The sequence below is a fragment of the Arthrobacter pasteuri genome (assembly GCF_054510955.1).
Genome location: NZ_JBTNDO010000002.1, coordinates 112,198 through 137,686, shown reverse-complemented (window position 1 = coordinate 137,686; position 25,489 = coordinate 112,198). Strand labels below are relative to the sequence as shown.

Annotated in this window: 21 protein-coding genes; 11 read left to right on the top strand and 10 right to left on the bottom strand. The window is 68.5% G+C overall.

The window, feature by feature from the left end:
* The first annotated feature begins 11 nt into the window (after window positions 1-11).
* Window positions 12-1,292, top strand: a complete 1,281-nt coding sequence (locus ACX80H_RS11685; RefSeq protein WP_459313527.1) for a cell division protein PerM — start codon at window positions 12-14, stop codon at window positions 1,290-1,292.
* A 51-nt stretch (window positions 1,293-1,343) separates the two neighbouring features.
* On the opposite strand, the gene ACX80H_RS11680 is transcribed toward ACX80H_RS11685, so the two are convergent.
* Window positions 1,344-1,799, bottom strand: a complete 456-nt coding sequence (locus tag ACX80H_RS11680) for a hypothetical protein (protein ID WP_459313526.1) — start codon at window positions 1,797-1,799, stop codon at window positions 1,344-1,346.
* A gap of 56 nt (window positions 1,800-1,855) precedes the next feature.
* On the opposite strand from ACX80H_RS11680, the gene purN reads away from it, so the two are divergent.
* The 3 genes from purN (at window position 1,856) to ACX80H_RS11665 (ending at window position 4,123) form a co-directional block, all read left to right on the top strand.
* Window positions 1,856-2,434 (top strand): phosphoribosylglycinamide formyltransferase, encoded by a 579-nt coding sequence (gene purN, locus ACX80H_RS11675; protein WP_459313525.1) that lies wholly within the window; start codon window positions 1,856-1,858, stop codon window positions 2,432-2,434.
* 1 nt (window position 2,435) lies between these two features.
* On the top strand, window positions 2,436-3,449 hold the full coding sequence (gene corA, locus ACX80H_RS11670; protein WP_459313524.1) for a magnesium/cobalt transporter CorA: 1,014 nt from the start codon (window positions 2,436-2,438) through the stop codon (window positions 3,447-3,449).
* Between the two features lie 77 nt (window positions 3,450-3,526).
* On the top strand, window positions 3,527-4,123 hold the full coding sequence (locus ACX80H_RS11665) for a DUF6318 family protein (RefSeq protein ID WP_459313523.1): 597 nt from the start codon (window positions 3,527-3,529) through the stop codon (window positions 4,121-4,123).
* 88 nt (window positions 4,124-4,211) lie between these two features.
* Here the strand turns inward: ACX80H_RS11665 and ACX80H_RS11660 are convergent, their stop codons facing one another.
* Window positions 4,212-5,564 (bottom strand): MFS transporter, encoded by a 1,353-nt coding sequence (locus ACX80H_RS11660; protein ID WP_459313522.1) that lies wholly within the window; start codon window positions 5,562-5,564, stop codon window positions 4,212-4,214.
* A 150-nt stretch (window positions 5,565-5,714) separates the two neighbouring features.
* On the opposite strand from ACX80H_RS11660, the gene purH reads away from it, so the two are divergent.
* The 4 genes from purH (at window position 5,715) to ACX80H_RS11640 (ending at window position 13,263) form a co-directional block, all read left to right on the top strand.
* On the top strand, window positions 5,715-7,319 hold the full coding sequence (gene purH, locus ACX80H_RS11655) for a bifunctional phosphoribosylaminoimidazolecarboxamide formyltransferase/IMP cyclohydrolase (protein WP_459313521.1): 1,605 nt from the start codon (window positions 5,715-5,717) through the stop codon (window positions 7,317-7,319).
* A 179-nt stretch (window positions 7,320-7,498) separates the two neighbouring features.
* The gene (locus ACX80H_RS11650) at window positions 7,499-9,721 is read left to right on the top strand and encodes an NADP-dependent isocitrate dehydrogenase (protein WP_459313520.1); all 2,223 of its coding nucleotides are present in this window, start codon (window positions 7,499-7,501) and stop codon (window positions 9,719-9,721) included.
* A gap of 167 nt (window positions 9,722-9,888) precedes the next feature.
* Window positions 9,889-10,965, top strand: a complete 1,077-nt coding sequence (locus ACX80H_RS11645; protein ID WP_459313519.1) for a hypothetical protein — start codon at window positions 9,889-9,891, stop codon at window positions 10,963-10,965.
* Between the two features lie 87 nt (window positions 10,966-11,052).
* Window positions 11,053-13,263 (top strand): hypothetical protein, encoded by a 2,211-nt coding sequence (locus tag ACX80H_RS11640; RefSeq protein ID WP_459313518.1) that lies wholly within the window; start codon window positions 11,053-11,055, stop codon window positions 13,261-13,263.
* A gap of 127 nt (window positions 13,264-13,390) precedes the next feature.
* Here ACX80H_RS11640 and ACX80H_RS11635 read toward each other — a convergent pair whose 3' ends face one another.
* The 8 genes from ACX80H_RS11635 to ACX80H_RS11600 form a co-directional block, all read right to left on the bottom strand.
* On the bottom strand, window positions 13,391-14,476 hold the full coding sequence (locus ACX80H_RS11635) for a Gfo/Idh/MocA family protein (protein WP_459313517.1): 1,086 nt from the start codon (window positions 14,474-14,476) through the stop codon (window positions 13,391-13,393).
* Window positions 14,477-14,616: 140 nt separating this feature from the next.
* A complete protein-coding gene (locus tag ACX80H_RS11630; RefSeq protein ID WP_459313516.1) occupies window positions 14,617-15,714 on the bottom strand; it encodes a substrate-binding domain-containing protein in 1,098 nt (365 codons plus the stop codon).
* Between the two features lie 68 nt (window positions 15,715-15,782).
* Entirely contained in the window at window positions 15,783-17,084 is a 1,302-nt protein-coding gene (gene mmsB, locus ACX80H_RS11625) for a multiple monosaccharide ABC transporter permease (RefSeq protein WP_459313515.1), read from the bottom strand.
* Between the two features lie 24 nt (window positions 17,085-17,108).
* Window positions 17,109-18,647 carry a multiple monosaccharide ABC transporter ATP-binding protein gene (gene mmsA, locus ACX80H_RS11620; RefSeq protein WP_459313514.1) on the bottom strand — a complete coding sequence of 513 codons (1,539 nt, stop codon included), beginning with the start codon at window positions 18,645-18,647 and terminating at the stop codon, window positions 17,109-17,111.
* 125 nt (window positions 18,648-18,772) lie between these two features.
* Window positions 18,773-19,996 (bottom strand): ROK family transcriptional regulator, encoded by a 1,224-nt coding sequence (locus tag ACX80H_RS11615; RefSeq protein ID WP_459313513.1) that lies wholly within the window; start codon window positions 19,994-19,996, stop codon window positions 18,773-18,775.
* Between the two features lie 32 nt (window positions 19,997-20,028).
* Window positions 20,029-20,550, bottom strand: coding sequence for a gamma carbonic anhydrase family protein (locus ACX80H_RS11610; RefSeq protein ID WP_459313512.1), 522 nt, complete (start codon window positions 20,548-20,550; stop codon window positions 20,029-20,031).
* A 62-nt stretch (window positions 20,551-20,612) separates the two neighbouring features.
* Window positions 20,613-21,473: a formyltetrahydrofolate deformylase gene (purU, locus tag ACX80H_RS11605; protein ID WP_459313511.1), complete on the bottom strand. Its 861-nt coding sequence runs from the start codon at window positions 21,471-21,473 to the stop codon at window positions 20,613-20,615.
* Window positions 21,470-22,675, bottom strand: a complete 1,206-nt coding sequence (locus ACX80H_RS11600; RefSeq protein ID WP_459313510.1) for an NAD(P)-binding domain-containing protein — start codon at window positions 22,673-22,675, stop codon at window positions 21,470-21,472. The genes purU and ACX80H_RS11600 overlap by 4 nt, the downstream gene beginning before the upstream one ends.
* 395 nt (window positions 22,676-23,070) lie before the next feature.
* On the opposite strand from ACX80H_RS11600, the gene glyA reads away from it, so the two are divergent.
* Genes glyA through ACX80H_RS11585 form a run of 3 tightly spaced genes read left to right on the top strand, consistent with a single transcriptional unit; the run spans window position 23,071 to window position 25,428 of the window.
* Window positions 23,071-24,378, top strand: coding sequence for a serine hydroxymethyltransferase (gene glyA, locus ACX80H_RS11595; RefSeq protein ID WP_459313509.1), 1,308 nt, complete (start codon window positions 23,071-23,073; stop codon window positions 24,376-24,378).
* Window positions 24,379-24,383: 5 nt separating this feature from the next.
* On the top strand, window positions 24,384-24,560 hold the full coding sequence (locus ACX80H_RS11590; RefSeq protein ID WP_459313508.1) for a hypothetical protein: 177 nt from the start codon (window positions 24,384-24,386) through the stop codon (window positions 24,558-24,560).
* Entirely contained in the window at window positions 24,541-25,428 is an 888-nt protein-coding gene (locus ACX80H_RS11585) for a bifunctional methylenetetrahydrofolate dehydrogenase/methenyltetrahydrofolate cyclohydrolase (protein ID WP_459313833.1), read from the top strand. Before ACX80H_RS11590 ends, ACX80H_RS11585 begins: the two co-directional genes overlap by 20 nt.
* The last annotated feature ends 61 nt before the right edge of the window (window positions 25,429-25,489 follow it).

Below are 25,489 nucleotides of genomic sequence, written 5' to 3'. Positions count from 1 at the left end.
CCATGGAAGGGATGAAACTCCCCACCAAACCCCGTGCCCTTCCCATGCCCCTGTGGCTGCAGGGGGTGCTCGAGCTCGGCCAGTCCGCCGTGATCTCGGCACTGCTCGTAGCCGTCCCGGTAGCCGCGGTATGGCTGACCGGCGGGTTCGCGGACCGCGCACCGGAGTCCGCCGCGCGCCTGGCAGGCCAGGCCTGGCTCGTCATGCACGGAGTGCCGCTCGTCCTCCAGTTCCCGGCAGGCGTGGCGGGGGCCGACGCCGTGTCGGGCCTGCTCCACGTCCTTCCGCTCGGACTGATCCTGGTGCCGCTGCTGCTCGCCTGGCGGGCAGGACGCCGGCTCGCCCGGGCCTCCTACACCGACCAGTTGTGGCAGGCGTTCCTCGGGGCCATGGTGGCCTATGCCGCGATCGGTGCGGCCGTGGCCTACGCGTCCACCACTCCGGATGCGTCCGCTCCGCTGGCCGCCGGGGCCCTGATCCCGCCGGTGTCCGCGGCCATCGGCCTGATCACCGGTGCCTACCGTGAAGCGGGGGCCTGGAGCAGGCTCGTCGGCGTCGACTTCGCCGCGTGGGTCGGCCGCACGAGCCAGCACTCGCGGTGGGCAGGGTCCTACGCCTGGTCGATCCTCCGCTCCGGATTCCTCGCGGTGATGGTCGCCGCATGCCTGTCGGCAGTGCTGCTCGCCGTCGCGATCGGGCTGAACTGGGCGGGTATCGCGGCGATCTACGAGCGGATCGACGGCGGGCTCGCAGGTGCCACGATGGTGACCCTGTTCCAGCTCGGGCTCCTGCCCAACCTCGCGGTCTGGACCATGGCCTGGTCCACCGGAGCGGGATTCGCCCTCGGCACGGGCAGTTCGCTGACGCCGCTCGCCAGCACGGTGGGTCCGCTGCCGGCGCTGCCCATCCTGGGGGCCCTGCCGGCAGGGACGCTCGAGTACGGCTACGCCGCGCTGGCCATCCCGGTCCTCGCCGGCCTCCTCGCAGGATGGTGGTTCTTCCGGGACGGGGAGAACCACTTCGACGAGTGGCTCGTCCTCCGCAGCAGCCACCGGTGGCTGACCTCGACGGCCTCCACCCTGGCTCTCGCGGTGCTCATCGGTATCGCCGCGGGACTGGGCGGCGTCGTCGTCGCCGTCATCTCCCGTGCCTCGCTCGGTCTCGGGCGCTTCACCGACCTCGGGCCGAATCCGCTGGCGGTCGGTCTGTGGCTTGCACTGGAGGTGGCCGTCGGCGCTGTCCTGGGCCACGCCGTCGGGCCGCTGCTCGAGCGGGAGCCCCGGCGCCGCTGATCCCGCCCGTCGGCGGGCGCGAGGTGCCGGCGGTAACCGGTGCTACCCCTGTTACCGGCCCGCGCTGCCCAACCCGAAGCCCTCGAGCTTCTGCAGGCCCTCCTGGCAGTCGTCCCGCGCCTGCAGCGTCAGGGCACGGGACATGCAGTCCTCGTAGTTCTGCGTGATGGGCCACAGGAGCACCGAGGCGCCCGTGCCGGCCGCGAGGAACAGGGCGGCAGCCAGGCCCAGGGATGTCGAGAACACCACGAGCGGGGACAGCTTCGCGCCGATCGCCTTGACGAGGGCGACGACGCCGGCGGCCAGGGCGAACAGCGCCAGCACGAGCCCGAAAACCTTCCACGGCAGCATGAGGCTGCTCGCCAGCACTCCTCCGAAGAACGTCAGCAGGAACAGGCGCAGCCACAGTCCTGCGGACGCGGCCCGCGCGCTCGCGGCGTCATCGGGGCCCTTTTGTCCGGTCCCCGGACTGCGCGACCCACCCGACCCGGTACCCTGCTCCCTCATTGTTCCTCCCTCTGCATGGTTCAACCCTAGGCGAGGGATGACCCTAAGGTTGAGCCATGCGCATCGTAGTCCTCGTCTCCGGAAGCGGATCGAACCTCCAGGCCGTGATCGACGCCGTCGCCGACGGCAGCCTCCCCGTGACCATCGCCGCTGTCGGCGCCGACCGGCCCGGGACCGGCGGGGTGGAGCGGGCGCGGAACGCGGGGATCGCGTCCTTCGAGGTCGACTTCCGGCAGTACGACGACCGGGCGGACTGGAACCGGGCCCTCACCGACGCCGTCGCCGCGCACGAGCCGGACTACGTGGTGTCCTCCGGGTTCATGCGGATCGTCGACCAGCACTTCCTCGACCGGTTCCCGAACCGCTACCTGAACACCCACCCGGCGCTGCTGCCCAGCTTCCCCGGCGCGCACGGCGTCCGCGACGCACTGGCCTACGGCGTGAAGGTGACCGGCTGCACCGTCATGATCGCAGATGCCGGCGTGGACACCGGCCCCATCCTCGCCCAGGCTCCCGTCGCCGTCCTGCCGGACGACACGGAGGAGACCCTGCACGAGCGCATCAAGGTCGAGGAGCGCAGGCTGCTGATCGCGACGCTCGGATCGCTCGCCGCCTCCGGAACCGGCGCGGCCTGATATGCCCCTCGTCGCGAACGCCGTCTACGTCGGCGGGCAGAAGCGCATCCCCGAGACGCTCGACCAGACCTTCGAGATCATGCGCGAGAGCGGCGGCATGGGCTGGATCGGCCTGTACCGCCCCGCACGCGAGGAGATCCACGCCGTCGAGGAGGAGTTCGGGCTGCACCCCCTCGCCGTGGAGGACGCCACCAACGGGCACCAGCGCGCCAAGCTCGAACGCTACGGGGACACGCTCTTCGTGGTGCTGCGCCCCGCCCGCTACCTCGACGCCGAGGAGAAGGTGGAGTTCGGCGAGCTGCACATCTTCATCGGAAGCGATTTCGTCGTGACGATCCGGCATGCCGAGTCGCCGGACCTCGGCATCGTGCGGAGGAGGCTCGAGGCCGATCCCGAGCTGCTCCACACCGGGCCGCAGGCCGTCCTGTACGCGCTGCTCGACCAGGTGGTCGACGAGTACGGACCGGTGGTCAAGGGGCTCGAGAACGACATCGACGAGATCGAGGACGAGCTGTTCGGGGGAGCGCCCGACGTGTCGCGCAGGATCTACGAGTTGCACCGCGAGGTCATGGAGTTCCAGCGCGCCGCCCAGCCCCTGCAGGCCATGATGGAGGCGCTGCTGCTCGGGTCGGAGAAGTACCGGATGGATCCCGAACTGGCCCGCAGCCTCCGCGACGTCCAGGACCACGTGATCCGCGTCGTCGAGCGCGTCAACACGTTCCGCGCGCTCCTGCAGAACGCCCTGACCGTCCACACCACGCTCGTGGCGCAGCGCCAGAACGAGGAGATGACGCGCCTCACGGAGACCTCGCTGACGCAGGGCGAGGAGGTGAAGCGCATCTCCTCGTGGGCGGCGATCCTCTTCGCACCGACCCTGATCGCCTCGATCTACGGCATGAACTTCGATGTGATGCCCGAGCTGCACTGGAGCCTCGGGTACCCGTTCGCCCTCCTCCTGATGGCCGGGATGGGCCTGGGCCTCTACGCGGTCTTCAAGCGCAACGACTGGCTCTAGGACGCTTCCGTTGCCTGGGGCACCGGTAAGGTGGGGGAGGCCTCCGGCCACCTCTGCTCTCGACCGTTGGGACCCTCATGAACTCTCTCCGCATCGCGGCCACCGCCGCTCTCGCCCTGCTGGCGCTCACCGCCTGTGCCGGCACTTCCGAATCCCCGGCAGCTGCGCCCTCGCCCGCTGCGCCCTCGCCCGCGAGCTCGTCGTCGGCCGCCGTCAACATCAAGCGGCCCCCGAGCAACGACCTCGTCGGCGAGGTCAGCCCTGAAGGGGCCCGCGCGTTCCTCTACTACTACTTCGACCTGAAGGCCTACGTCCTCCAGACCGGGGATGCGCCCGCGATGCTCGAGGTCCTCGACGGGGCCGCGAGCGAGCAGGCCGAAGCGGAACGGCTGCAGGCCGTGTACGACGACGGCGGCTGGGTGCTCGGCGGCCAGCCGAAGGTGGAGAACGTCCACCTCACCACCGAGGAGGTGGCCGAGGGTGTCGACGTCACCGCCCTGATCCCGGTCAATCCCGATGCGTACACCGAGTTCTCCAAGGACGGTTCCATCAGCGAGCAGCGGCCCTTCTCCCCGAAGGGCACCATCTACAGCGCCACGATCCGTTACGCCGACGGGGGCTGGAAGATCACTGCGCTCGAGGAGACCCCGGACGCGGAACTGCCCGAGGCCTGATGCCCGGCCCGATCCCGGCCGAATGACGAAAGAGGTGCCACCGCGGTGGCACCTCCTTCGTCGTACGGGTCGGCTTCCGTCGTACGGATCAGCGCAGCTTGGCGCTCCGTGTCTCCGGCGCGTTGAAGGCCATGAAGACGACGGCGAGGACCACGAGCGCACCGGTCAGGGCGAAGGTGAGTGGGAGCCCGAGGGCAGGCCACAGGAGGGTGCCGAAGATCAGCGGCACGAGGCCCGCGCCGATCCGCGAGATGGTCGACGCCCAGCCGAAGCCGCTGCCCCGCAGTTCCGTCGGGTACAGCTCCGAGACGTAGGTGTACAGGACGGGGATGGCCACCTGCACCACGAAGCCGAAGCCCAGCAGCCAGGCCGTCGCGACGGCCGGCAGGTCGAGCGTGAGCGCGAAGACGACGAGGATCGCCGCGGACCCCGGACCCGTGATGGCCAGGAGCCACTTGCGGCCCACGCGCTCCACGAGGAGCGCCGCGGCGATCACGCCGAGGAAGCCGACGCCGGTCATGAACGTCGTGGTGATGAACGCGACCGACTGCGCGTAGCCGGAGGCGATGAGGATGCGGGGCATCCAGGTGAGCGCCCCGTAGTACACGAGGAGGATGGTCAGGAACAGGGTCCAGGCGGTCAGGGTGATGCGCCAGTTGTAGCGCCACAGCCCGGTGAGCTGTCCCGAGATGCTGCCGAGCGACAGCCGTGGTGTCTCCTCCGGATCCGGCAGCCGCCAGGCGCGCTGCTTGCCGCCGGTCCTGGCCACGAGGTCGTCGATGACGGCCCGGGCCTCCTCCCGCCGGCCGCGCTGGACGAGGTAGAGCGGCGACTCGGGGACCCCGCGCCGCACCCAGAACACGAGGAGTGCGGGAAGCACCATCACGAGCATCGCGTACCGCCAGTCGCCGAACTGCGCGACGATCGCCGTCGTGACCGCCCCGCACAGGAAGGCGCCCACCGGCCACCAGGCGTCCATCGCCGTGAGGACCCGGCCACGCTGCCGGCGCGGCGTGAACTCGCCCACGAGCGCGTAGTCCACGGGGATGCATCCGCCGAGGCCGAAACCGGCGAGGAAGCGGAAGACGCAGAACCAGACGATGTCGGGCGAGAACGCCCCGAGCACCGTGAAGACCGAGAAGACGAGCAGGGTGAGGGTGAACGCCGTCTTGCGCCCGATGATGTCCGCGACGGACCCCCAGGCGAAGGCGCCCACGGCCATGCCGATCAGGTTCGACGTCGCGATCCACCCCGCCTGTCCGGGGGACAGCCCCCAGTCGCCGATCAGCAGCGGGATCAGGTAGGCGTTGAGGGTGACGTCCCAGGCGTCGAACATGAAGCCGAGGCCGCCGATGAGGAAGATCCTCCCCTGGACCTTCCATCGCCAGGGGAGGTCCTGAACCACCTGGTCGCCGGTGGGGAGCTGGGTATTGATGCTCATGATGCCTTCGGAGAGGGGCCGGGTACTGCGAGAACTGTACCGCCAGCGCGCCCCTGTCCCAGGTCCGCTCGTTCGTCATCTCTTCGGCGACAAACCCCGCACCTATAGACTTGGGGCGACCCCCAGCGAAGCGAACTGACGGAGATCTGCGTGAGCCTCACCCACCTTGACCGTGTCCCCATCCGTCGAGCACTCATCTCGGTGTTCGACAAGACCGGCCTGGAGGAGCTGGCGCAGGGCCTGCACCGTGTGGGCGTCTCCATCGTCTCGACGGGTTCGACCGCGCAGCGGATCGCCGCCGCGGGCGTGCCGGTGACCGAGGTCTCCGAGGTGACAGGGTTCTCCGAGACCCTCGACGGCCGCGTGAAGACCCTTCACCCCAAGGTCCACGCGGGAATCCTCGCCGACCGCCGCCGCCAGGAGCACATCGACCAGCTCGCCGAACTCGAGATCGAGGCCTTCGACCTCGTGGTCGTGAACCTCTACCCCTTCGTCGAGACCGTGCGGTCGGGCGCGGAGCCCGACGCCGTCGTCGAGCAGATCGACATCGGCGGCCCCGCGATGGTCCGGTCCGCGGCCAAGAACCACCCGTCGGTCGCCGTCGTCGTCGATCCCGCCGCGTACCCCGACGTGGTCACGGCTGCCGCGGAAGGCGGGTTCGACCTGAAGGCACGACGCCGGCTGGCTGCGCTCGCCTTCGCGCACACCGCCGCCTACGACACCGCGGTGGCGTCCTGGACGGCCGAGCAGTTCGAGACGGACGACGACGCCTTCGCCTGGCCCGGCTACGCGGGCCTGGCACTCGAGCGCTCCGAGGTGCTGCGCTACGGCGAGAACCCCCACCAGCAGGCCGCGCTGTACGTGGAGAAGGGCGCGACGCCGGGCATCGCCCAGGCGGACCAGCTCCACGGCAAAATGATGAGCTACAACAACTTCGTCGACGCCGACGCTGCCCTCCGCGCAGCCTTCGACTTCGACGAGCCCGCCGTCGCGATCATCAAGCACGCCAACCCCTGCGGCGTCGCCATCGGTTCCGCGGAGGCGGAGGATCCCATCGCGGACGCCCACGCCAAGGCCCACGCCTGCGACCCCGTGTCAGCGTTCGGCGGCGTCATCGCCGCGAACCGGGAGGTCACCGCCGGCATGGCCTCGACGGTGAAGGACATCTTCACAGAGGTCGTGATCGCGCCGTCGTTCTCGGCCGAGGCGGTCGAGATCCTCTCGCAGAAGAAGAACATCCGCCTGCTGACCCTGCCCGAGGGCTACGGGCGGAACCCCGTGGAATTCCGCCAGGTGTCCGGGGGTGTGCTCATGCAGGTCGCCGACAGGCTCGATGCCGACGGCGACGACCCCGCCGGCTGGACGCTGGCGGCGGGAGATGCGGCCGACGACGCCATGCTCGCCGACCTCAGCTTCGCCTGGAAGGCGTGCCGCGCTGCGAAGTCCAACGCCATCCTGCTGGCCCGCGACGGTGCGTCCGTGGGCGTCGGCATGGGCCAGGTGAACCGCGTCGACTCCTGCCGCCTCGCCGTCGAGCGGGCCAACACCCTCGCCGACTCCGAGCGCGCGCGGGGCTCCGTCGCGGCGTCGGATGCCTTCTTCCCCTTCGCCGACGGACTCCAGATCCTGGTCGACGCCGGTGTCCGCGCCGTCGTCCAGCCGGGCGGTTCGGTGCGCGACCAGGAAGTGATCGACGCCGCGAACGCGGCAGGCGTGACGCTGTACCTCACCGGGGCCCGCCACTTCTTCCACTGATGATTCCCGCAGGACGCCGGGCGGCCCGTACGGCCGGCGTCCTGCAAAACCCGCCCGTCAACGCCGTCGTTCCCTGCCTGCCCGCCGTTAGGCGAAGCCCGGAGACCTCGGTAAGTTAGAGCCGATGGGCAACGCCCAACCGACCGCATAACGTCAGAGCACCAGGGAGACGCCAACCCATGGCCAAGATCATCTACACCCACACCGACGAAGCGCCGATGCTGGCTACCTATTCGTTCCTGCCGATCATCGAGGCGTTCGCGTCCACGGCGGGTGTCGAGGTGGAGACCCGGGACATCTCGCTGTCGGGACGCATCATCGCGCTCTTCAACGACCACCTCACCGAGGACCAGCGACAAGCGGACGCGCTCGCCGAACTCGGCGCCCTGGCGAAGACGCCGGAAGCCAACATCATCAAGCTGCCCAACATCAGCGCCTCCATCCCGCAGCTCAAGGCGGCCATCGCCGAACTCCAGGGCCAGGGCTACGCCCTGCCGGATTATCCTGACCACCCGTCCACGGACGAGGAGAAGGACATCCGCGCCCGCTACGACAAGGTCAAGGGCAGCGCCGTCAACCCCGTCCTCCGCGAGGGCAACTCGGACCGCCGTGCTCCCGCGTCGGTCAAGAACTATGCGCGCCAGAACCCGCACAGCATGGGTGCCTGGACGCCGGAGTCGAAGACGAACGTCGCGCACATGAGCAGCGACGATTTCCGCTCCAACGAGCAGTCCGTCGTGATCCCCGCAGACGGCACCATCTCGATCCAGCACGTCGCCGCCGACGGTTCGGTGAGCGTCCTCAAGGACTCGTTCCCGGTCCTCGCCGGTGAGGTCGTCGACGGAACGGTGATGCGCGCCGATGCGCTCAACGAGTTCCTGAAGGCTTCTGTCGCCCGGGCCAAGGAGGAGGGCGTGCTCTTCTCGGCCCACCTGAAGGCCACCATGATGAAGGTCTCCGATCCCATCATCTTCGGACACGTGGTCCGTGCCTTCCTCCCCGAGCTCTTCGAGACGTACGGCGAGCAGCTGACCGCCGCCGGCCTGAGCCCCAACAACGGGCTGGCCTCGATCCTCGGCGGTCTCGACAAGCTTCCCGAGGACGTCCGCGAGGGAGTGCAGCAGGCCATCACGAAGGGCATGGAGGACGGCCCCGCGATCGCCATGGTGGACTCCGACAAGGGCATCACCAACCTGCACGTTCCGAGCGACGTCATCGTCGACGCGTCGATGCCCGCGATGATCCGCTCGTCCGGCCACATGTGGGGCCCGGACGGCAAGGAAGCCGACACGCTCGCCGTCATCCCCGACAGCAGCTACGCCGGGATCTACCAGGTCGTCCTCGACGACTGCCGTGCCAACGGCGCGTTCGACCCGACGACCATGGGCACGGTGCCCAACGTGGGACTCATGGCGCAGGCGGCCGAGGAGTACGGCAGCCACGACAAGACCTTCGAGATCTCCGCCGCCGGCACGGTGCAGGTAGTCGATGCCGATGGCACCGTGCTGATCGAGCACGACGTCGCACCCGGTGACATCTGGCGCGCCTGCCAGACCAAGGACGCCGCCATCCTCGACTGGGTGAAGCTCGCGGTCAACCGCGCCCGCGCCTCGGCGACGCCGGCCGTCTTCTGGCTCGACGAGGGCCGGGCCCACGACGCGAACCTGATCGCCAAGGTCAAGGAGTACCTGGCCGAGCACGGCACCGACGACGTCTCGCTCGAGATCATGACGCCTGTCGACGCCACGGCCTTCACCCTGAAGCGCATCCGCGAGGGCGACGACACCATCTCGGTGACCGGCAACGTGCTGCGTGACTACCTGACCGACCTGTTCCCCATCCTCGAACTCGGTACCAGCGCCAAGATGCTCTCGGTGGTGCCGCTGATGAACGGTGGCGGACTCTTCGAGACGGGTGCCGGTGGCTCCGCTCCCAAGCACGTGCAGCAGCTCGTGAAGGAGAACCACCTGCGCTGGGACAGCCTGGGTGAATTCCTCGCCCTCGCCGTGAGCTTCGAACACCTGGCGACGTCGACCGGGAACGCCCGCGCGCAGATCCTCGCCGACACGCTCGACCGCGCCACGGGAACGTTCCTGCTCGAGAACAAGTCGCCCAGCCGTCGCGTCGGGGAGATCGACAACCGCGGCAGCCACTACTTCCTCGCCCGCTACTGGGCGGAGGAGCTCGCCAAGCAGGAGCAGGACGTCGAGCTCGCCGAAAGCTTCTTCCATGTCGCCGAGGCCCTGACCGGGAACGAGGACACCATCGTGTCCGAGTTGCTGGCCGTGCAGGGTTCGCCCGTCGACATCGGCGGTTACTACCACCCCGACGTCACCAAGGTCACCCAGGTGATGCGTCCGTCGGCGAAGCTGTCCGAGGTCCTCGCGATCCTCGCCAAGTAGGCGCTTCCCGCTTTCATCAGCCGGTGGACCCTTATGGGCCACCGGCTGATGAATTTAAGGTGATGCCATTTACATTCCGCCCCACGCCGGTTTATGGTTGCCTCAGGTCTCAGCCTGGGGGGGTACGTGCGATGAAGATGCGGAAGCGTCGGTCTCTCGCTACTTCCGTGCGCCTGTCCCTCCTCTCAGGAGCCGGAGCGCTGGGCTGGATGGCTCTGGGCGCCAGTGGAGCGTCGGCCGCCGAAGTCCCTTCCGATGCCGGGCTGCTCGGCTCGGTGACAGGTGCTGTCGAGAGCGTCAGCTCTCCGGTGCCGTCGGCGGTGTCCGCCGTTGCGGACCCTCTTCAGGCGGTGACGGCCGAGACGTCACCTGCGGCGGGTACTTCCAGCAGCCTTTCCGGCACCGCCTCCCTGGTTTCCGACCTCGCGGTTCAGGTGCCTCAGCTCACCTCCCAGCCGACCGGGACTCTCCTTGCCCCGGTGACATCCCTCGTCGACGAGGTGGTCGCCGGGGTGCCCATCGTGCAGTCGGTGATACCCGCCGGGGCGGTCACCGAGGTTACCGCGCCGATCGTCGATGCCGTCGACGGGACGGTCGGTGGCGTCACCGAACCGGTGCTCGAGGTGGTCGCTCCTGTCGTGGATGTCATCGATCCGGTGGTCGACGTCGTGGTACCCGGCCCCGGGATCGGCGTCGTGGTACCCGTCCCCGGGATCGACGCAGCCGTTCCGGTCGCGCCCCTCCCGTCGCCGACGGCCGACGTCCTTCCCACCGTGCCGGGCGCCGGTGCGCCCGCTGATTCGGCTCCCGCAGCGGCTTCTCCTGCGGCCGCTGGAGACCCGACTGCTGCCGACGGAACGCCTGCCGGTCTCGTGATCCCGGCGCCCTCCGGCGCGGTAGTGACTGACGCCGGCGAGGGCGTTGCAACGCGGAGCTCCGGTCCTGGATTCGCGGTGCAGGCGACCGTGGCCTCTGCCGGCGCCTCGGTCGACGTCGTCGTGCCGGCTGTTCTGGCAGGCATCGACCGGATGGCGCACGATCTTCCTGAACTCCCTTCGGCGCCCCCGTCCTCGTGGGCCGGCGCCCTGTCGTCGATCACGGGTGCCGGGACGGCGGGCCCCTTCGCCGCCATCAGCGGCGCGGCCCTCCTTGTCTTCCTGGCGCTTGTCGGCCCACGTCTGCGTGGGGCGTCGGCCGGCCTGCCCGCGGGCCCGGCGTTCGATCCCGGCTCGTCTCCTGATTAGTGGTTGCCCCGCCGCGCCATCGTGCGTGGCTGACGGCTCATGGTGCCTAGGGCACCTCCAACCCACTTTGATCTACAGGAGAACATCATGCGTACATGCGTGCAGCGAGGGCTCTACGGGGTCCTCCTAGCCGGGGGCTTCGTGGTCCTCGGAGCAGGAGCGGCGACAGCTGCGGACCTGTCGACGACATCGGATGCAGAGGCTGCTTCAGGCCTCGGTGCCGTCATCACCGCGCCCCTTCCGTCCGGAACGACGAGCGGGTCGATCATCGAGGAGACCGTTGTCTCCGTCGACGCTTCGCTCGATCTCGGCATCGGAGGTGATTCCGGCAACGAGCTGCTGGGCGGTTCCACCAACCTCGGACTGCTGGACGGCGGAGTGGCGAATGCTGGTCAGGTCGCACCGCAGATCGCCGTACCGGTGAATGTCACGGGCAACTCCGTGTCGGTGATAGGGGACTCGTCCTCTACCGGATCATCGGGTACTACGGGTACGACGGCCATTGATCCGAGCGGCACCGCGCCGGCATCGAGCGACGGCGGAGTCCTTAACGGGAATGTGGTCTCGCCCGAGGTCGTGGTTCCGGTGAACGTGTCCGGTAACTCGGTGTCTGTGGTGGGGGGTTCGTCCTCGACGGGTGATTCGGGTACGACCGGGGGAACCTCCGGTGGCAGCGCAGGTGGTTCGACCGACGGCGGCACCGGAGGTTCCACCGACGGCGGCTTGCTGGACGGCGGCATCCTCAACGGGAACGTGGTCTCGCCCGAGGCCGTGGTTCCGGTGAACGTGTCCGGTAACTCGGTGTCGGTGGTGGGGGATTCGTCCTCGACGGGTGATTCGGGTACGACCGGGGGAACCTCCGGTGACAGCACAGGTGGTTCGACCGACGGCGGCACCGGAGGTTCCACCGACGGTGGCTTGCTGGACGGCGGCATCCTCAACGGGAACGTGGTCTCGCCCGAGGTCGTGGTTCCGGTGAACGTGTCCGGTAACTCGGTGTCGGTGGTGGGGGATTCGTCCTCGACGGGCGGCTCGGGTGCGGCTGGGGGAACCTCCGGCGGCAGCACGGGTGGTTCGACCGCAGGCTCCACTGATGGGTCCGCCGAGGGTGGCGTCCTCGACGGTGGAATCCTCAACGGGAATGTGGTCTCGCCCGAGGCCGTGGTTCCGGTGAATGTCGGCTGCAACACCGTCGCCCTGATCGGTGACAGTGCGTCGGATTGCACGACGGGTGCGGCCGGCGGAACGACCGGTGGCAGCACGGGTGGTTCGACCGACGGCGACACTGAAGGTTCCACTGAGGGTGGCTTGCTGGACGGCGGCATCCTGAATGGGAACGTGGTCTCGCCCGAGGCCGTGGTTCCGGTGAACGTCGGCTGCAACACCGTGACCCTGATCGGTGACAGCGGGTCGGATTGCACGACGGGTGCGGCCGGCGGAACGACCGGTGGCAGCACGGGTGGTTCGACCGACGGCGACACTGAAGGTTCCACTGACGGCGGCGTCCTCGACGGCGGCATCCTGGACGGGAACGTGGTCTCGCCCGAGGTCGTGGTTCCGGTGAATGTCGGCTGCAACACCGTTGCCCTGATCGGTGACAGTGCGTCGGATTGCACTACGGGTGCAGCCGGGGAAACCTCCGGTGGCAGCACGGGTGGTTCGACCGATGGCGACACCGAAGGTTCCATTGAGGGTGGCTCGCTGGACAGCGGCATCCTGGACGGGAACGTGGTCACGCCCGAGGTCGTGGTTCCGGTGAATGCCGGCTGCAACGGAGTCGCCCTGATCGGCGGCACCAGCACTGACTGTGCCTCAGGCGCGACAACTCCTGCGACGCCGACCGATCCTGCGACGCCTGCGACGCCGACCGATCCTGCGACGCCTGCGACGCCGACCGATCCTGCGACGCCTGCGACGCCGACCACGCCCGGTCTTGAGGCGCCGGCGTCAGACAGTGACAGCGGGGCGGTCACCGATGGATCCAACACCGGTGGCTCGGACAAGGGCGACTCGGCGGGCACGCCCATCGGCAACCCCGCCGGTATCAACCCGGCCGGCAACCCAGGCGTGAGCACCGGTGCCAGCACCGACATCAGCGCCGGCACCGTCTCGCTCGCTATCGCGACGGCGCAGGTGGCCGCTCCCGCAGCGGTTGCTGCTGCCTCCGGGTCGTCGACGCCGAAGGCTCTCGCCTCCACCGGTTCCGATCAGCAGGAGCTCCTGCTGTCCGGTGTACTCCTGGTTCTCGCTGGAGCGGCTGGCCTGCAGGTCGCTCGCCGGCCGAAGGCAGTCGCCTAGCCCGGTAGCCTCCCGGAGACGGAGAAGGACGGGTCTCCTGCGGTAGAAACCGCGGGGAACCCGTCCTTCAGCACGGGATGAAACCGGACCTGACGGGGGAGGAGCGTGGGAGGTGGAGGGGAAGCGGTCAGGCGGCGGCGTCGTCGTTCGCGTAGCGCAGGCCGATCTGCCCCCGCACGCCGTCGAGCAGCCGCATGGTCCTCACGGTGTCCGCGATGGGCATGGTGGGGCTCTCTGTCAGTCCCTGCTGGATGCAGCGCGTGACCTCGCGCAATTCGTACGTGTACCCCGCACCGACCTGCTCGAACTGCTCCACCCGCGCGTCGCCCTGGCCGATCCTGATGGTCAATTCCTTCGGATTGTGGAGGTTGCCGCCTCCGGTCTTCAGCCAGCCCTTCGAACCGCTGACAGTGGCCTGGCCCGGGCATGAGGCGATGAGCGACGACGACAGCTGGGCGTACGCGCCGTTCCCGTAGCTCAGGGTGACTGCGTTCTGCACGTCCACGCCGTCGCTGTTCAGCGTTCCGACGGCGACGACGGAGTCCGGGAAGCCGAGGGATCCGAGTGCCCAGGTGAGCGGGTAGACGGTGAGGTCCATCAAGGCCCCGCCACCGGCCTTCGGGTCCCAGAGGCGGCTGGCGGGATCCTCCGGCGCAGGGAATCCGAGGTCGCCCTGCACCCACCGGATGTCTCCCAGCTCGCCGGAGTGGATGATCTCCCATGCACGGTTGATGCTCGGCAGGAAGCGCGTCCACACCGCTTCCATGAGGAACAGCCCGCGCTCGGCCGCCAGTCCCGCCAGTTCCTCCGCCTCGGCGGCGTTGATGGTGAACGGCTTCTCGCACAGCACGTGCTTGCCGGCGGCCAGTGCGGCCTTCGCCACGTCGTAGTGCTGGGCGTGCGGCGTGGTGATGTAGACGACGTCGACCTCGGGATCGTCCACGAGTTGCTGGTAACCCGTTACGCCGTCGTTGTTCCCGTAGCTCGTGGCGAACCCGAAGCGCTCGGCGAAGGCGGCGGCACTTTCCGCGCTACGTGAACTGACCGCGTGGAGGACGGCGTCCTCGAGCAGCGCGATGTCCTGCGTGACCTTTGCGGCGATGCCACCGGTGGCGATGACTCCCCACTTCAGCGGACGGCCTGTGGCGACGATCGGACTGGGAGCTCCTGCTTCGGCACAGGGGGGAACGGCGATGCGGTTCTGGGGGTTCATGAACCCATCCTTGCCGCTGGGCGGCTCCGCGTCCATCGCGTGTACGAGCTTTGCCCTCACCCCTGCGGCTGCACGAAGAAGCGCCCCGGCCGGAGCCGGGGCGCTTGTCGGTGCTGCTGCCGGAGAAGTCCGGACTGGTGCTACTTGGTGAGGGCGGACAGCGTGGGGTCGTTCTTGTACGCTTCGGCTGCGTTCTCCTTGGTCACGATCTGCGGCTCGAGGAGGTAGGCGGGGACGGTCTTGGTCCCGTTGTCGTAGGAGTCGGGATCGTTGATCTCGGGCTCCTCGCCGGCCTGGAGGTTGCCGACCATCTCGATGACGTGCTCCACGAGGGCACGCGTGTCCTTGTTGATCGTGGAGTACTGCTTGCCCTCCATGATGAGCTTCACCGACTCGACCTCGGAGTCCTGGCCGGTGACGACCGGGATGGTCTTGCCGGCACCCTCGACGGAGGTCAGGATCGCACGGGCGAGCGTGTCGTTGGGGGAGAGGACGCCGTCGAGCTCGGTGGAGCTGTAGTTGCCGGAGAGCAGGGTGTCCATGCGCTTCTGGGCGTTCTCGGCCTTCCAGCCCTGGGTGACAGCCTGGTCGAAGGTCTCCTGCCCGGAGACGACGACGAGGTTGCCGTTGTCGATCTCGGGCTGGAGGATGCTCATGGCGCCGTCGAAGAAGACCTTCGCGTTGGCGTCGTCGGGCGATCCGGCGAACAGCTCGACGTTGTACGGGCCCTCGGGCTTGGCGGCCTTCAGTCCGTCGAGCAGTGCCTGGCCCTGGAGCTCGCCGACCTGGAAGTTGTCGTAGGCGACGTAGTAGTCGACGTTCTCCGTGTTGGTCAGGAGGCGGTCGTAGGCGATGATCGTGATGCCGGCGTCGGCGGCCTGCTGCAGCTGGGTGCCGAGCTGTGCGCTGTCGATGGCTCCGACGACGAGGACCTTCACGCCGTTGGTGATCATCGAGCTGATCTGGTTCTGCTGCTCGGAGACGCCGCCGTTGGCGAACTGCACATCCGGCTCGTAGCCGGCCTCGGTCAGGCCGTCGTTGAAGAGGGTCTCGGCGAGTACCCAGTTCTCCGAGGTCTTCTGCGGGAGTGCGACGCCGATGGCGGATCCTGCCTCGAAACCGGAGGTGGCAGCGTCGCCGCCCTCGGTTGCAGGGGTTGTCTCCTCGCGACCGCATCCTGTCAACGCCAGCGCTGATATCGCAGCGATGGCTGCGAAGGACTTTGCGAACTTACGCATTCTCGTTCTCTTTCTGTAGCTCTTGCTCTGGGAGTGGGTGGAGCGTCTGAGTCGGGGTGTCCCGGCGGTCAGACTTCGTGGGAGATGACTTCCTTCGTCCCGACGGCCTGCTCGGTGGGAGCGGGCTGCGGGGTGGGGGCGGACGTCTTGCCGCCGCCGCTGCCTCCGCCGAAGTTCCTGGTGAGCAGGCCGATGATGGACGGCTTGCCCTGGCTCTTGTTGTAGACATCGAAGGCGACGGCGACGAGCAGGACGACTCCCTTGATGATCTGGGTGTCATCGGCGCCGGCGCCGAGCAGCTGGAGACCGTTGTTGAGGACGGCCATGACGAGGCCGCCGATGATCGATCCGACGACTGTGCCGACGCCACCGGTGACCGCGGCGCCACCGATGAAGACGGCCGCGATGGCATCGAGCTCCCAGCCGACGCCGTCGGAGGGGCCCGACGCGGTCGAGCGGCCGACGAAGATCATGCCCGCGAGGGCGGCGAGGATGGACATGTTCATCATGACCATGAAGTTCACGCGCTTGCTCTGCACGCCGGACAGCTCGGCCGCGTGGCGGTTGCCACCGACGGCGTAGACGTGGCGGCCGAGGATCGTCTTGTTCGAGATGAACGCGTAGATGATGACGAGGACGCCGAGGATCAACCCGGGAACCGGGAACGAGGTGCCGGGACGGCCCGTCGCGAACAGGTACGTCGCGTAGAGGATGACGGCGGAGAGCAGGACGACCTTGACGAGAGGGACCCAGGTGGGGGGCAGGTCGGCGTGGATCTTGGCGAGCTTCCGGCGGTTGCGGAATTCGCTGTAGATCACGAACGCCACCAGGGCCAGGCCCATCAGCAGGGTGATGTTGTTGTAGCCGGTGTTGGGGCCGACCTCGGGGAGGTAGCCTGCGCCGAGGTAGCGGAACCCTTCGGGCACCGGGACGGTGAGGGAGTTGCCGACGGACTGGTTGGCGCCGCGGAACAGGAGCATGCCGGCCAGGGTGACGATGAAGGCCGGAATGCCCACGTAGGCCACCCAGAAACCGTGCCAGGCCCCGATGAGCGCACCCAGGGCGAGTCCGAGCAGCGCTCCGAGGTACCACGGGATGCCCCAGTCCCGCATGGCGATCGCGACGACGATGCCGACGAACGCCGCGACGGAACCGACCGAGAGGTCGATGTGGCCGGCGATGATCACGAGCACCATGCCGATGGCCAGGATCAGGATGTAGGAGTTGCCGTTGAAGAGGTTCATCATGTTCACGGATGTGAGCGTCTTGCCGCCCGTGCGCCACTGGAAGAACACGACGAGCGCGACCAGGGCGAAGATCATCCCGAACTGGCGGGTGTCTCCGCCGAAGATTTGTTTGAGGGAATTCATGGTGTCTTTCCTAGGGAGCTACGGTCAGGCAGATTTCCTGCTGGCGGTCATGAGTTTCATCAGTGATTCCTGATTCGCGTCGTCGCGGGTGAGTTCTCCCGTGATCGCGCCCTCGAAGATCGTGTAGATCCGATCCGAGAGGCCGAGCAGTTCCGGCAGTTCCGAGGAGATGACGATGACGCCCTTCCCCTGGTCTGCGAGCTTCTGGATGATGCCGTAGATCTCGTACTTCGCGCCCACGTCGATGCCGCGCGTGGGCTCGTCGAGGATCAGGAGTTCGGGATCGGTGAACATCCACTTGGCGAGGACCACCTTCTGCTGGTTGCCGCCGGAGAGCTTCGCGACGCCCTCGTTGACGCTCGGCGTCTTGGTGCGCAGCGACATCCGGTAGTCCTCCGCGATGCGGAACTCCTCGTCCTTGTCGACGACGAGTCCGCGGGTGATCTTCTTCAGGTCGGCGGACACCGTGGTGGTCTTGATGTCATCGAGCAGGTTCAGCCCGAGCGACTTCCGGTCCTCAGTCACGTAGGCGAGGCCGGCACTGATCGCCTGGGGCACCGAGCGAAGCGTGACCTCCTTGCCGTTGATGAGGATCTGCCCCGACTTAAAGTTGCCGTAGGACCGGCCGAACACGGAACGCGCGAGCTCCGTCCGCCCGGCCCCCATGAGCCCGGCGAAACCGACGATCTCGCCCCGGCGCACATGGAAGTTCGCGTTCTTGCAGACGAGGCGGTCGGACACATTGGGGTGGCCGACCGTCCAGTTGCGGACCTCGAAGAACGTCTCACCGATCGACGGCGTGTGCTCGGGGAACCGGGATTCGAGCGACCGGCCCACCATGCCGCGGATGATGCGGTCCTCGTCGACGCCGTCGTTTTTGACGTGGAGCGTCTCGATCGACTTGCCGTCGCGGATGATGGTGATCGAGTCGGCGATCTGCTCGATCTCGTTGAGCTTGTGCGAGATCATGATGCACGATATGCCCTTGGAGCGCAGACCCGCCATGAGGTCCAGCAGATGCTGGGAGTCGGATTCGTTGAGGGCCGCCGTCGGCTCGTCGAGGATCAGCAGCTTCACGGACTTGTTGAGCGCCTTGGCGATCTCGACGAGCTGCTGCTTCCCGACGCCGATGTCCTTGACCTTCGTGACCGGGTCCTCGGTGAGGCCCACGCGGGCCATCAGTTCCAGCGTGGTGCGGTTGACGTAGTCCCAGTCGATGACGCCGAAGCGGGTGGGCTCGTTGCCCAGGAAGATGTTCTCCGCGATCGAGAGTTCCGGGATGAGCGCGAGTTCCTGGTGGATGATCACGATGCCCGCCGCTTCGCTGGACCGGATGTCCTTGAACTGGACCTCCTTGCCCTGGAAAAAGATCTGGCCGGTGTAGTCACCGTGCGGGTAGAGCCCCGAGAGGACCTTCATGAGCGTGGACTTGCCGGCGCCGTTCTCCCCACAGATGGCGTGGATCTCGCCCGCCTGGACTTCGAGGGACACGTCGGAGAGGGCTTTGACTCCCGGGAATTCCTTGGTGATGGAACGCATCTCAAGGATGGTGTGGTTATTCATGGGGCCTCCCGCGGTGACGGCATTGTCTTGGTGCAGGCCCAACCACGGCCCGAAAGAATTGAACACGCTTTATCGCCTTGTCGTCAACTGTTGAACGCAAAGCGCACGAAATAGAGACGTGAACGTTATGCGGAACTCGCCAGCCGTGGCGACAGCCCGGGCTGGGCGAGGACGACGGCGGCGGCGCCCAGGGCCTCCGCGCGGTCGCCGAGGGATGACATGCAGACGTTCGTCGTCTCGCCGATGATGGGCACTGCGTGGCGGGCCAATCCGCGGCGGACGGGCTCGAGGAGGATGTCCCCGAGGTTGGTGAGCGGGCCCCCGATGACGATGGTCTCCGGGTTGATGAGGTTGGCCATGTGGGCCAGCGCCCGGCCGATTGCGACGCCGGCGTCGTCGATCACGCGCAGGGTAGCTTTGTCGCCGGCGAGGGCCCGGTCGATGATGCGCTGGGTGTCGATGGTCTCGCTGCTGCCGCGGCTGAGCAGCTCGATCATCGTCGACGTCGACGCGACCGTCTCGAGGCAGCCCCGGTTTCCGCACCGGCAGACCACTCCGTGCTCGTTGATGGTCGTGTGGCCCAGTTCCCCGGTGACGCCGACGTTCCCGTAGTAGAGCGCGCCGTTGAGCACGAGGCCGGACCCGATGCCGGAGCCCACCTTCATGAACATCAGGTTGTCGACCGAGCTGTGCGGACCCCACGTCACCTGCGCCAGCGCCCCCAGATTGGCGTCGTTGTCGATGAAGACGGGTACCTGGAGCCGTTCACTGAAGGTCTCGTGGATGTTGATGCCCACCCACTCGGGCAGGATGGCACCCTGGACCACCGTCCCGGTCCGTCGATCGATGGGGCCCGGGATGCCGATGCCGGCGCCCAGGAGGGCGTGCCGGCTGATGCCGCCGTTCTCGAGCAGCCTGTCGAGGAGGTCCGAGGCCGCTGTCAGTCCCTCGACGGCACTGTGTCCCAGGGGGAGGGCGACGGAGGCCTCCTGGACGACCCGGTAGTTGGGGCTCGCGAGGACGACACGGAGGTGCCGGCGGCCGATATCGATGCCGGCCGCGACCTGTCCGTTGTCATTGAGGATCACCGAGAGGGCGCGCCGGCCCGAGCTCGTGGTCGGCGCCGTGCTGACGATGCCCGTGGCGGCCATGACCTTGACGATGTTGGAGACCGTGGCGGTCGACAGCCCGGTCTGCCGTGACAGTTCGGCCTGCGTCTGAGGGCCGCCGCTCATGAGTGCCGCGATGACCCGCTGCTGGTTCTGCTCGCGCAGGGCGGATTGAGAACCCGGCTTCGGGAGCGCGGCGCTCAAGCGTGTCCTCGCCGTCGAGGTGGAGTCTGCGGGCATGATCTCTAGGGTGCCGCAGGGCTCCCTTGTAGTCAAGAAGTTAACGCTTGACGATGTTCCTGCGCGAGGGTCCGATAGCGATCGGCATTCGCCTTCACCGCCGCGACCTCGTCGTCATCCAGTTCCCGGCGCACTTTCGCGGGTACTCCCGCCACGAGTGAGCGGGGAGGGACGACCATGCCCTCGAGGACCACGGCGCCCGCGGCGACGAGGGAGCCGGAACCGATGACGGCGCCGTTGAGCACCGTCGCGCCCATGCCGATGAGGCAGTCGTCCTCGATGGTGCACCCGTGGACGACGGCGCCGTGCCCCACGCTCACGCGATCGCCGATCCTCGCCGGATGGCCCGGGTCCGCGTGCACCACCACGTTGTCCTGCAGGTTGGTGCCCTCGCCGATGGTGATGGGAGCGGTGTCCGCGCGGACCGTGGCGCCGTAGAAGACGCTGGCGAAGGGCCCCAGCACCAACTCACCGATGAGGGAGGCCGTCGGAGCCGTGAATGCGGAATCGCTGACGTCAGGGGAATTGCCCCGGAAGGGGATCAGGTGTGCCATGGCGCCAGCCTAGGCGACGCCCTGTCGGAGGGGAGCGATCGGTGCAGAAAGGTGAGGACCGGTCAGTTGAAGACGATGGTGCGACGCCCGTCGAGGAGGACGCGGCGCTCCGCGTACCACTGCACGGCCTGCACCAGGGCGCGTCCCTCGAGCTCGCGTCCGATCGACGCCAGCTGCTCGGCGGTGCGCGCGTGGTCCACGCGGATGACTTCCTGCTCGATGATCGGCCCCTCGTCGAGGGCCGCCGTGACGTAGTGGGCGGTCGCGCCGATCAGCTTGACCCCACGCGCGTGGGCCTGGTGGTACGGCCGGGCGCCCTTGAAGGACGGCAGGAACGAGTGGTGGATGTTGATGGCCCGGCCCCGCAGGTCCTCGCACAGGGTGTCGCTGAGGACCTGCATGTAGCGGGCGAGCACCACCAGTTCGATGTCGTGCTGGTCCATGAGGGCGCGCAGCGCCTCCTCGGCTTCGTCCTTGGTCTCGGGGGTCACGGGGATGTGGTGGAACTCGATGCCGTAGAAGGCGGCGAGGTCCTCGAGGTCGCGATGGTTGGAGACGATGACGGGGATGTCGATGGCGAGTGTGCCCGAACGGTGCTGGAACAGGAGGTCGTTGAGGCAGTGCGCGGCCTTCGAGACCATGATGAGCGTCCGGGTGCGACGCTCGGACTCGACCAGCGACCACTCCATCCCATACTCTGCAGCGACGGGCTCGAGTGCCGAGTGCAGGGCCTGCTTCGGGGAGGCCGTGCTCAGCGCCACGCGCATGAAGAACGAGCCCGTGTCCGGGCTGCCGTACTGCTGCGATTCGGTGATGTTGGCCCCCACCGCGACGAGTGCTCCGCTCACGCCGTGGACGATGCCGGGCCGGTCGGGGCAGGACAGCGTCAGGGAATAGGAGCGGGGAGCATCGGGGGAAGTCACCCGGCAAGATTACCGGTAGCACCGCTGTCCGCGATGCTCCGGAGTCTGCCGAGGGCTGCGGTTGCGGCGGCGCGGCCGGCCCGGGATGCGCCGAGCGTCGAGGCGGACGCGCCGTAGCCCACGAGCAGGAGGCGCGGCTCCTTCAGCACCCGCACGCCGTCCATGCGGATACCGCCGCCCGGCTCGCGGAGGTGCAACGGAGCCAGATGGTCCAGGGCTGCGCGGAAGCCGGTGGCCCACAGGACCGCGTCGACAGGCTCCTCGGAGCCGTCGGCGAAGACCGCGGACCGCTCGCGCAGTTCGGCAAGGGGGCCCCGCGACACCAGGATGCCGGCGTCGATGCCCGCCTGGTACTGCGCGGTCAGGGACAGGCCGGTGACCGACACAACGCTGGCCGGCGGGAGTCCCGCACTCGTCCGGGCATTCACCTCCGCCTCGACCTCCCTGCCCCATTCGGGGTCGAACGGCCGGCGGGTGAATTCCGGAGGACGCCGGGTCGACCAGAGGGGCCGGGCGCCCGCTGCGTGGAGCTGGAGCAGGAACTGCACCGCGGACGTACCGCCGCCGACGACGAGGACGCTCTGGTCCGTGAACTCGTCGGCCGAGCGGTAGTTCCGTGTGTGCAGCTGGCGGCCCGCGAAGACGTCGCGGCCGCGGTAGTAGGGCCAGTACGGGCGGTCCCACGTCCCGGTCGCGTTGATGACGACGTCCGCCACCCAGGTGCCTCCCGTGGTGGTCACGTGCAGGGGGCCGCGGTCCCCGTCGTGCAGGTCGTCCCCGTCTATGTCGTCGCCGTCCGGCGCTCCGTCGGATCCGGGTGCCTCAGGTCCGGAGTCGACGCGGACCACGGAGACCGGGCGGACCACCGGGAGGTCGAACTCCCGTTCGAAGGCCCCGTAGTAGCGGTTCACCACGGAGGACGCGGGCTCCTTGGGGTCCGGCGTACCGAGCGGGAAGCCCGGGAGGTCGTGCAGTGCGTGGGCGGCGTCGAAGGTGAGGGCGGGCCACCGGTGCAGCCAGGCACCCCCGGGGGCGGGATTCGCATCGAGGACCACGAAGTCGCGGTGCGGCTCGAGCCCCCGGCGCCTCAGGTGGTACGCGCTGCTCAGCCCCGCCTGGCCGGCGCCGATCACGACGGCGCGAACCCGGCGGACCGGTCCGTCCAGCACCTGTCCGGTCTGCCCTGCTGACGACCCGCGCATCTCCCGACCTCTCCCGGCCCTGATCCCGACTCTCGGAGCTCCGGCCCACCTGTTCCGAACACCCCGGGGGAACGCCGTATTCCGTCGGTCCCGTCCTCCGGTGCCCGGGGAGGGCGGGGATGTCCACGGGTCCGGGTGCCGCGGCGTCGGTGGCGGCCCGGCCAGCGGTACGGCTAGCATGGGAGCGTCGCGACTGGCGTAGGGTGGGCAACCACCAGGAAGCGGCGTGGGGCCAGGACTCTCCTTCGAGACGTCCTGTGCTTCCGGTGCAGACCACGGATCGCACGCCTGGGCCGCGGGTCACGTTTCACGAGCGGCCGGGCGCGGACAGTCGATCCGCATCCTGCCCGCGACTCAAGCTGACCTCGACGCGAGACCCAGAGAAGGATCAACCGATGACAACGTCGCCCATGGCTCCATCCCACGCTGCCGCAGATTCCGTCACCAACGCCCCGCTGTCCGAGGTGGACCCGGAGATCGCCGCCGTCCTCCGGGACGAACTCGCACGGCAGCGCGACACCCTCGAGATGATCGCCTCGGAGAACTTCGCACCCCGCGCCGTCCTCGAGGCGCAGGGCAGCGTGCTGACCAACAAGTACGCCGAGGGCTACCCCGGACGCCGGTACTACGGCGGGTGCGAACATGTCGACGTCGCGGAGAACCTCGCGATCGAGCGCGTCAAGGCCCTGTTCGGCGCCGAATTCGCGAACGTCCAGCCCCACTCCGGCGCCCAGGCCAACGCCGCGGCGCTCGCCGCCATGATCAAGCCGGGCGACAAGATCATGGGTCTGTCCCTCGCGCACGGTGGACACCTGACGCACGGCATGAAGCTCAACTTCTCCGGCAAGCTGTACGAGGTCGCCGCCTACGGCGTCGAGGAGGACACGCACCGCCTGGACATGGAGCGCGTGCGCGAGCAGGCCCTGGCCGAGAAGCCGCAGGTCATCATCGCCGGCTGGTCCGCCTACCCGCGCCAGCTCGATTTCGCGGCCTTCCGGTCCATCGCCGACGAGGTCGGCGCCCTGCTGTGGACGGACATGGCCCACTTCGCGGGCCTCGTCGCCGCAGGCGTCCACCCCAGCCCCGTGCCCCACTCCGACGTCGTCACGTCCACCGTGCACAAGACCCTCGCAGGACCCCGATCGGGCGTCATCCTCGCCAAGCAGGAGTGGGCCAAGAAGCTCAACTCGAGCGTCTTCCCGGGCCAGCAGGGCGGCCCCCTGATGCACGTCATCGCGGGCAAGGCCACGGCGTTCAAGATCGCCGGGTCGCCAGAGTTCAAGGAACGCCAGGAGCGCGTCCTCGAGGGTGCCCGCATCATCGCGGATCGCCTCACCGCGTCCGACGTTGCCGAGCACGGTGTCTCGGTCCTCACCGGGGGCACCGACGTGCACCTCGTCCTCGTGGACCTGCGCCACTCGTCGCTGGACGGCCAGCAGGCCGAGGACGTCCTGCACTCCGTGGGGATCACGGTCAACCGCAATGCCGTGCCGTTCGACCCCCGTCCGCCGATGGTCACCTCCGGCCTCCGTATCGGCACCCCGGCGCTCGCCACCCGCGGTTTCGGCGCCGCCGAGTTCACGGAGGTCGGCGAGATCATCGCGGCAGCGCTCAAGCCGGCGCCCGATGTGGAGGCGCTACGCGCCCGCGTGTCCGCGCTCGCCACGAACTTCCCGCTCTACCCGGGCCAGGAGGAGTGGTAGGGCCGTTGCCGCCAGGCGCCCTTCGATCGAAGGCTGCGGCGTCGACCGGCTTCGACATCCCCACCGAGGAGTGCTGCTTCACCGGCTGCTGCGACCGCGGCAAGGCATTCCTGCTCGAGCAACTGGACAAGCACTCCGAGAAGGACGAATCGCATGAGCACGATGACAGCCCGCATTCTTGACGGGAAGGCAACCGCCGCGCAGATCAAGGCCGAACTCGCCGAACGTGTGACGGCACTGCGCGAGCGGGGCGTGACACCGGGCCTCGGGACGGTCCTCGTCGGGGACGATCCCGGCAGCCATTCCTACGTCGCCGGCAAGCACCGCGACTGCGCGGAGGTCGGCATCACGTCCGTGCGCCGGGACCTTCCGGACACGATTACGCAGGAGGAGCTCGAAGCGGTCCTCGACGAGCTGAACGACGACGCCACCACCACGGGGTACATCGTGCAGCTCCCGCTTCCAGCGCATATCGACACGAACGCCATCCTGGGTCGCATCGACCCGGCGAAGGACGCCGACGGCCTGCACCCCACCAACCTGGGCAAGCTGGTCCTGAACGTCAATGCGCCGATGGATTCGCCCCTGCCCTGCACCCCGCACGGCATCGTGGAGCTCCTGCTCCGGCACGATGTCGACCTCAAGGGCCGGAACGTGCTCGTCGTGGGACGAGGCGTGACGGTCGGACGCCCGCTGAGCCTGCTGCTGACGCGCAAGCAGATCAACGCGACCGTGACCCTCGCGCACACCGGGACCGTCGACCTCGCCGAGCACCTCGGCCGGGCCGACGTCGTCGTCGCCGCGGCCGGCATCGCGCACATGATCAAGGGCGAGCAGCTCAAGCCCGGTGCGATCGTGCTCGACGTCGGCGTGAGCCGGGTCGAGAATCCGGACACCGGGAAGGCAAAGCTCACGGGCGACGTCGACCCGGGCGCCGCGTCGGTGGCGAGCTGGATCTCGCCCAACCCCGGGGGAGTGGGGCCGATGACGCGCGCGATGCTCCTGGCCAACGTGGTCGAGGCGGCCGAGCGCCAGGCGGAGCGCGCCTAGCCGGACCGTGTCCGAGGGCTCCCGGTGGATTCTCCCACCGGGAGTTCTCGCCTAGGCTGGG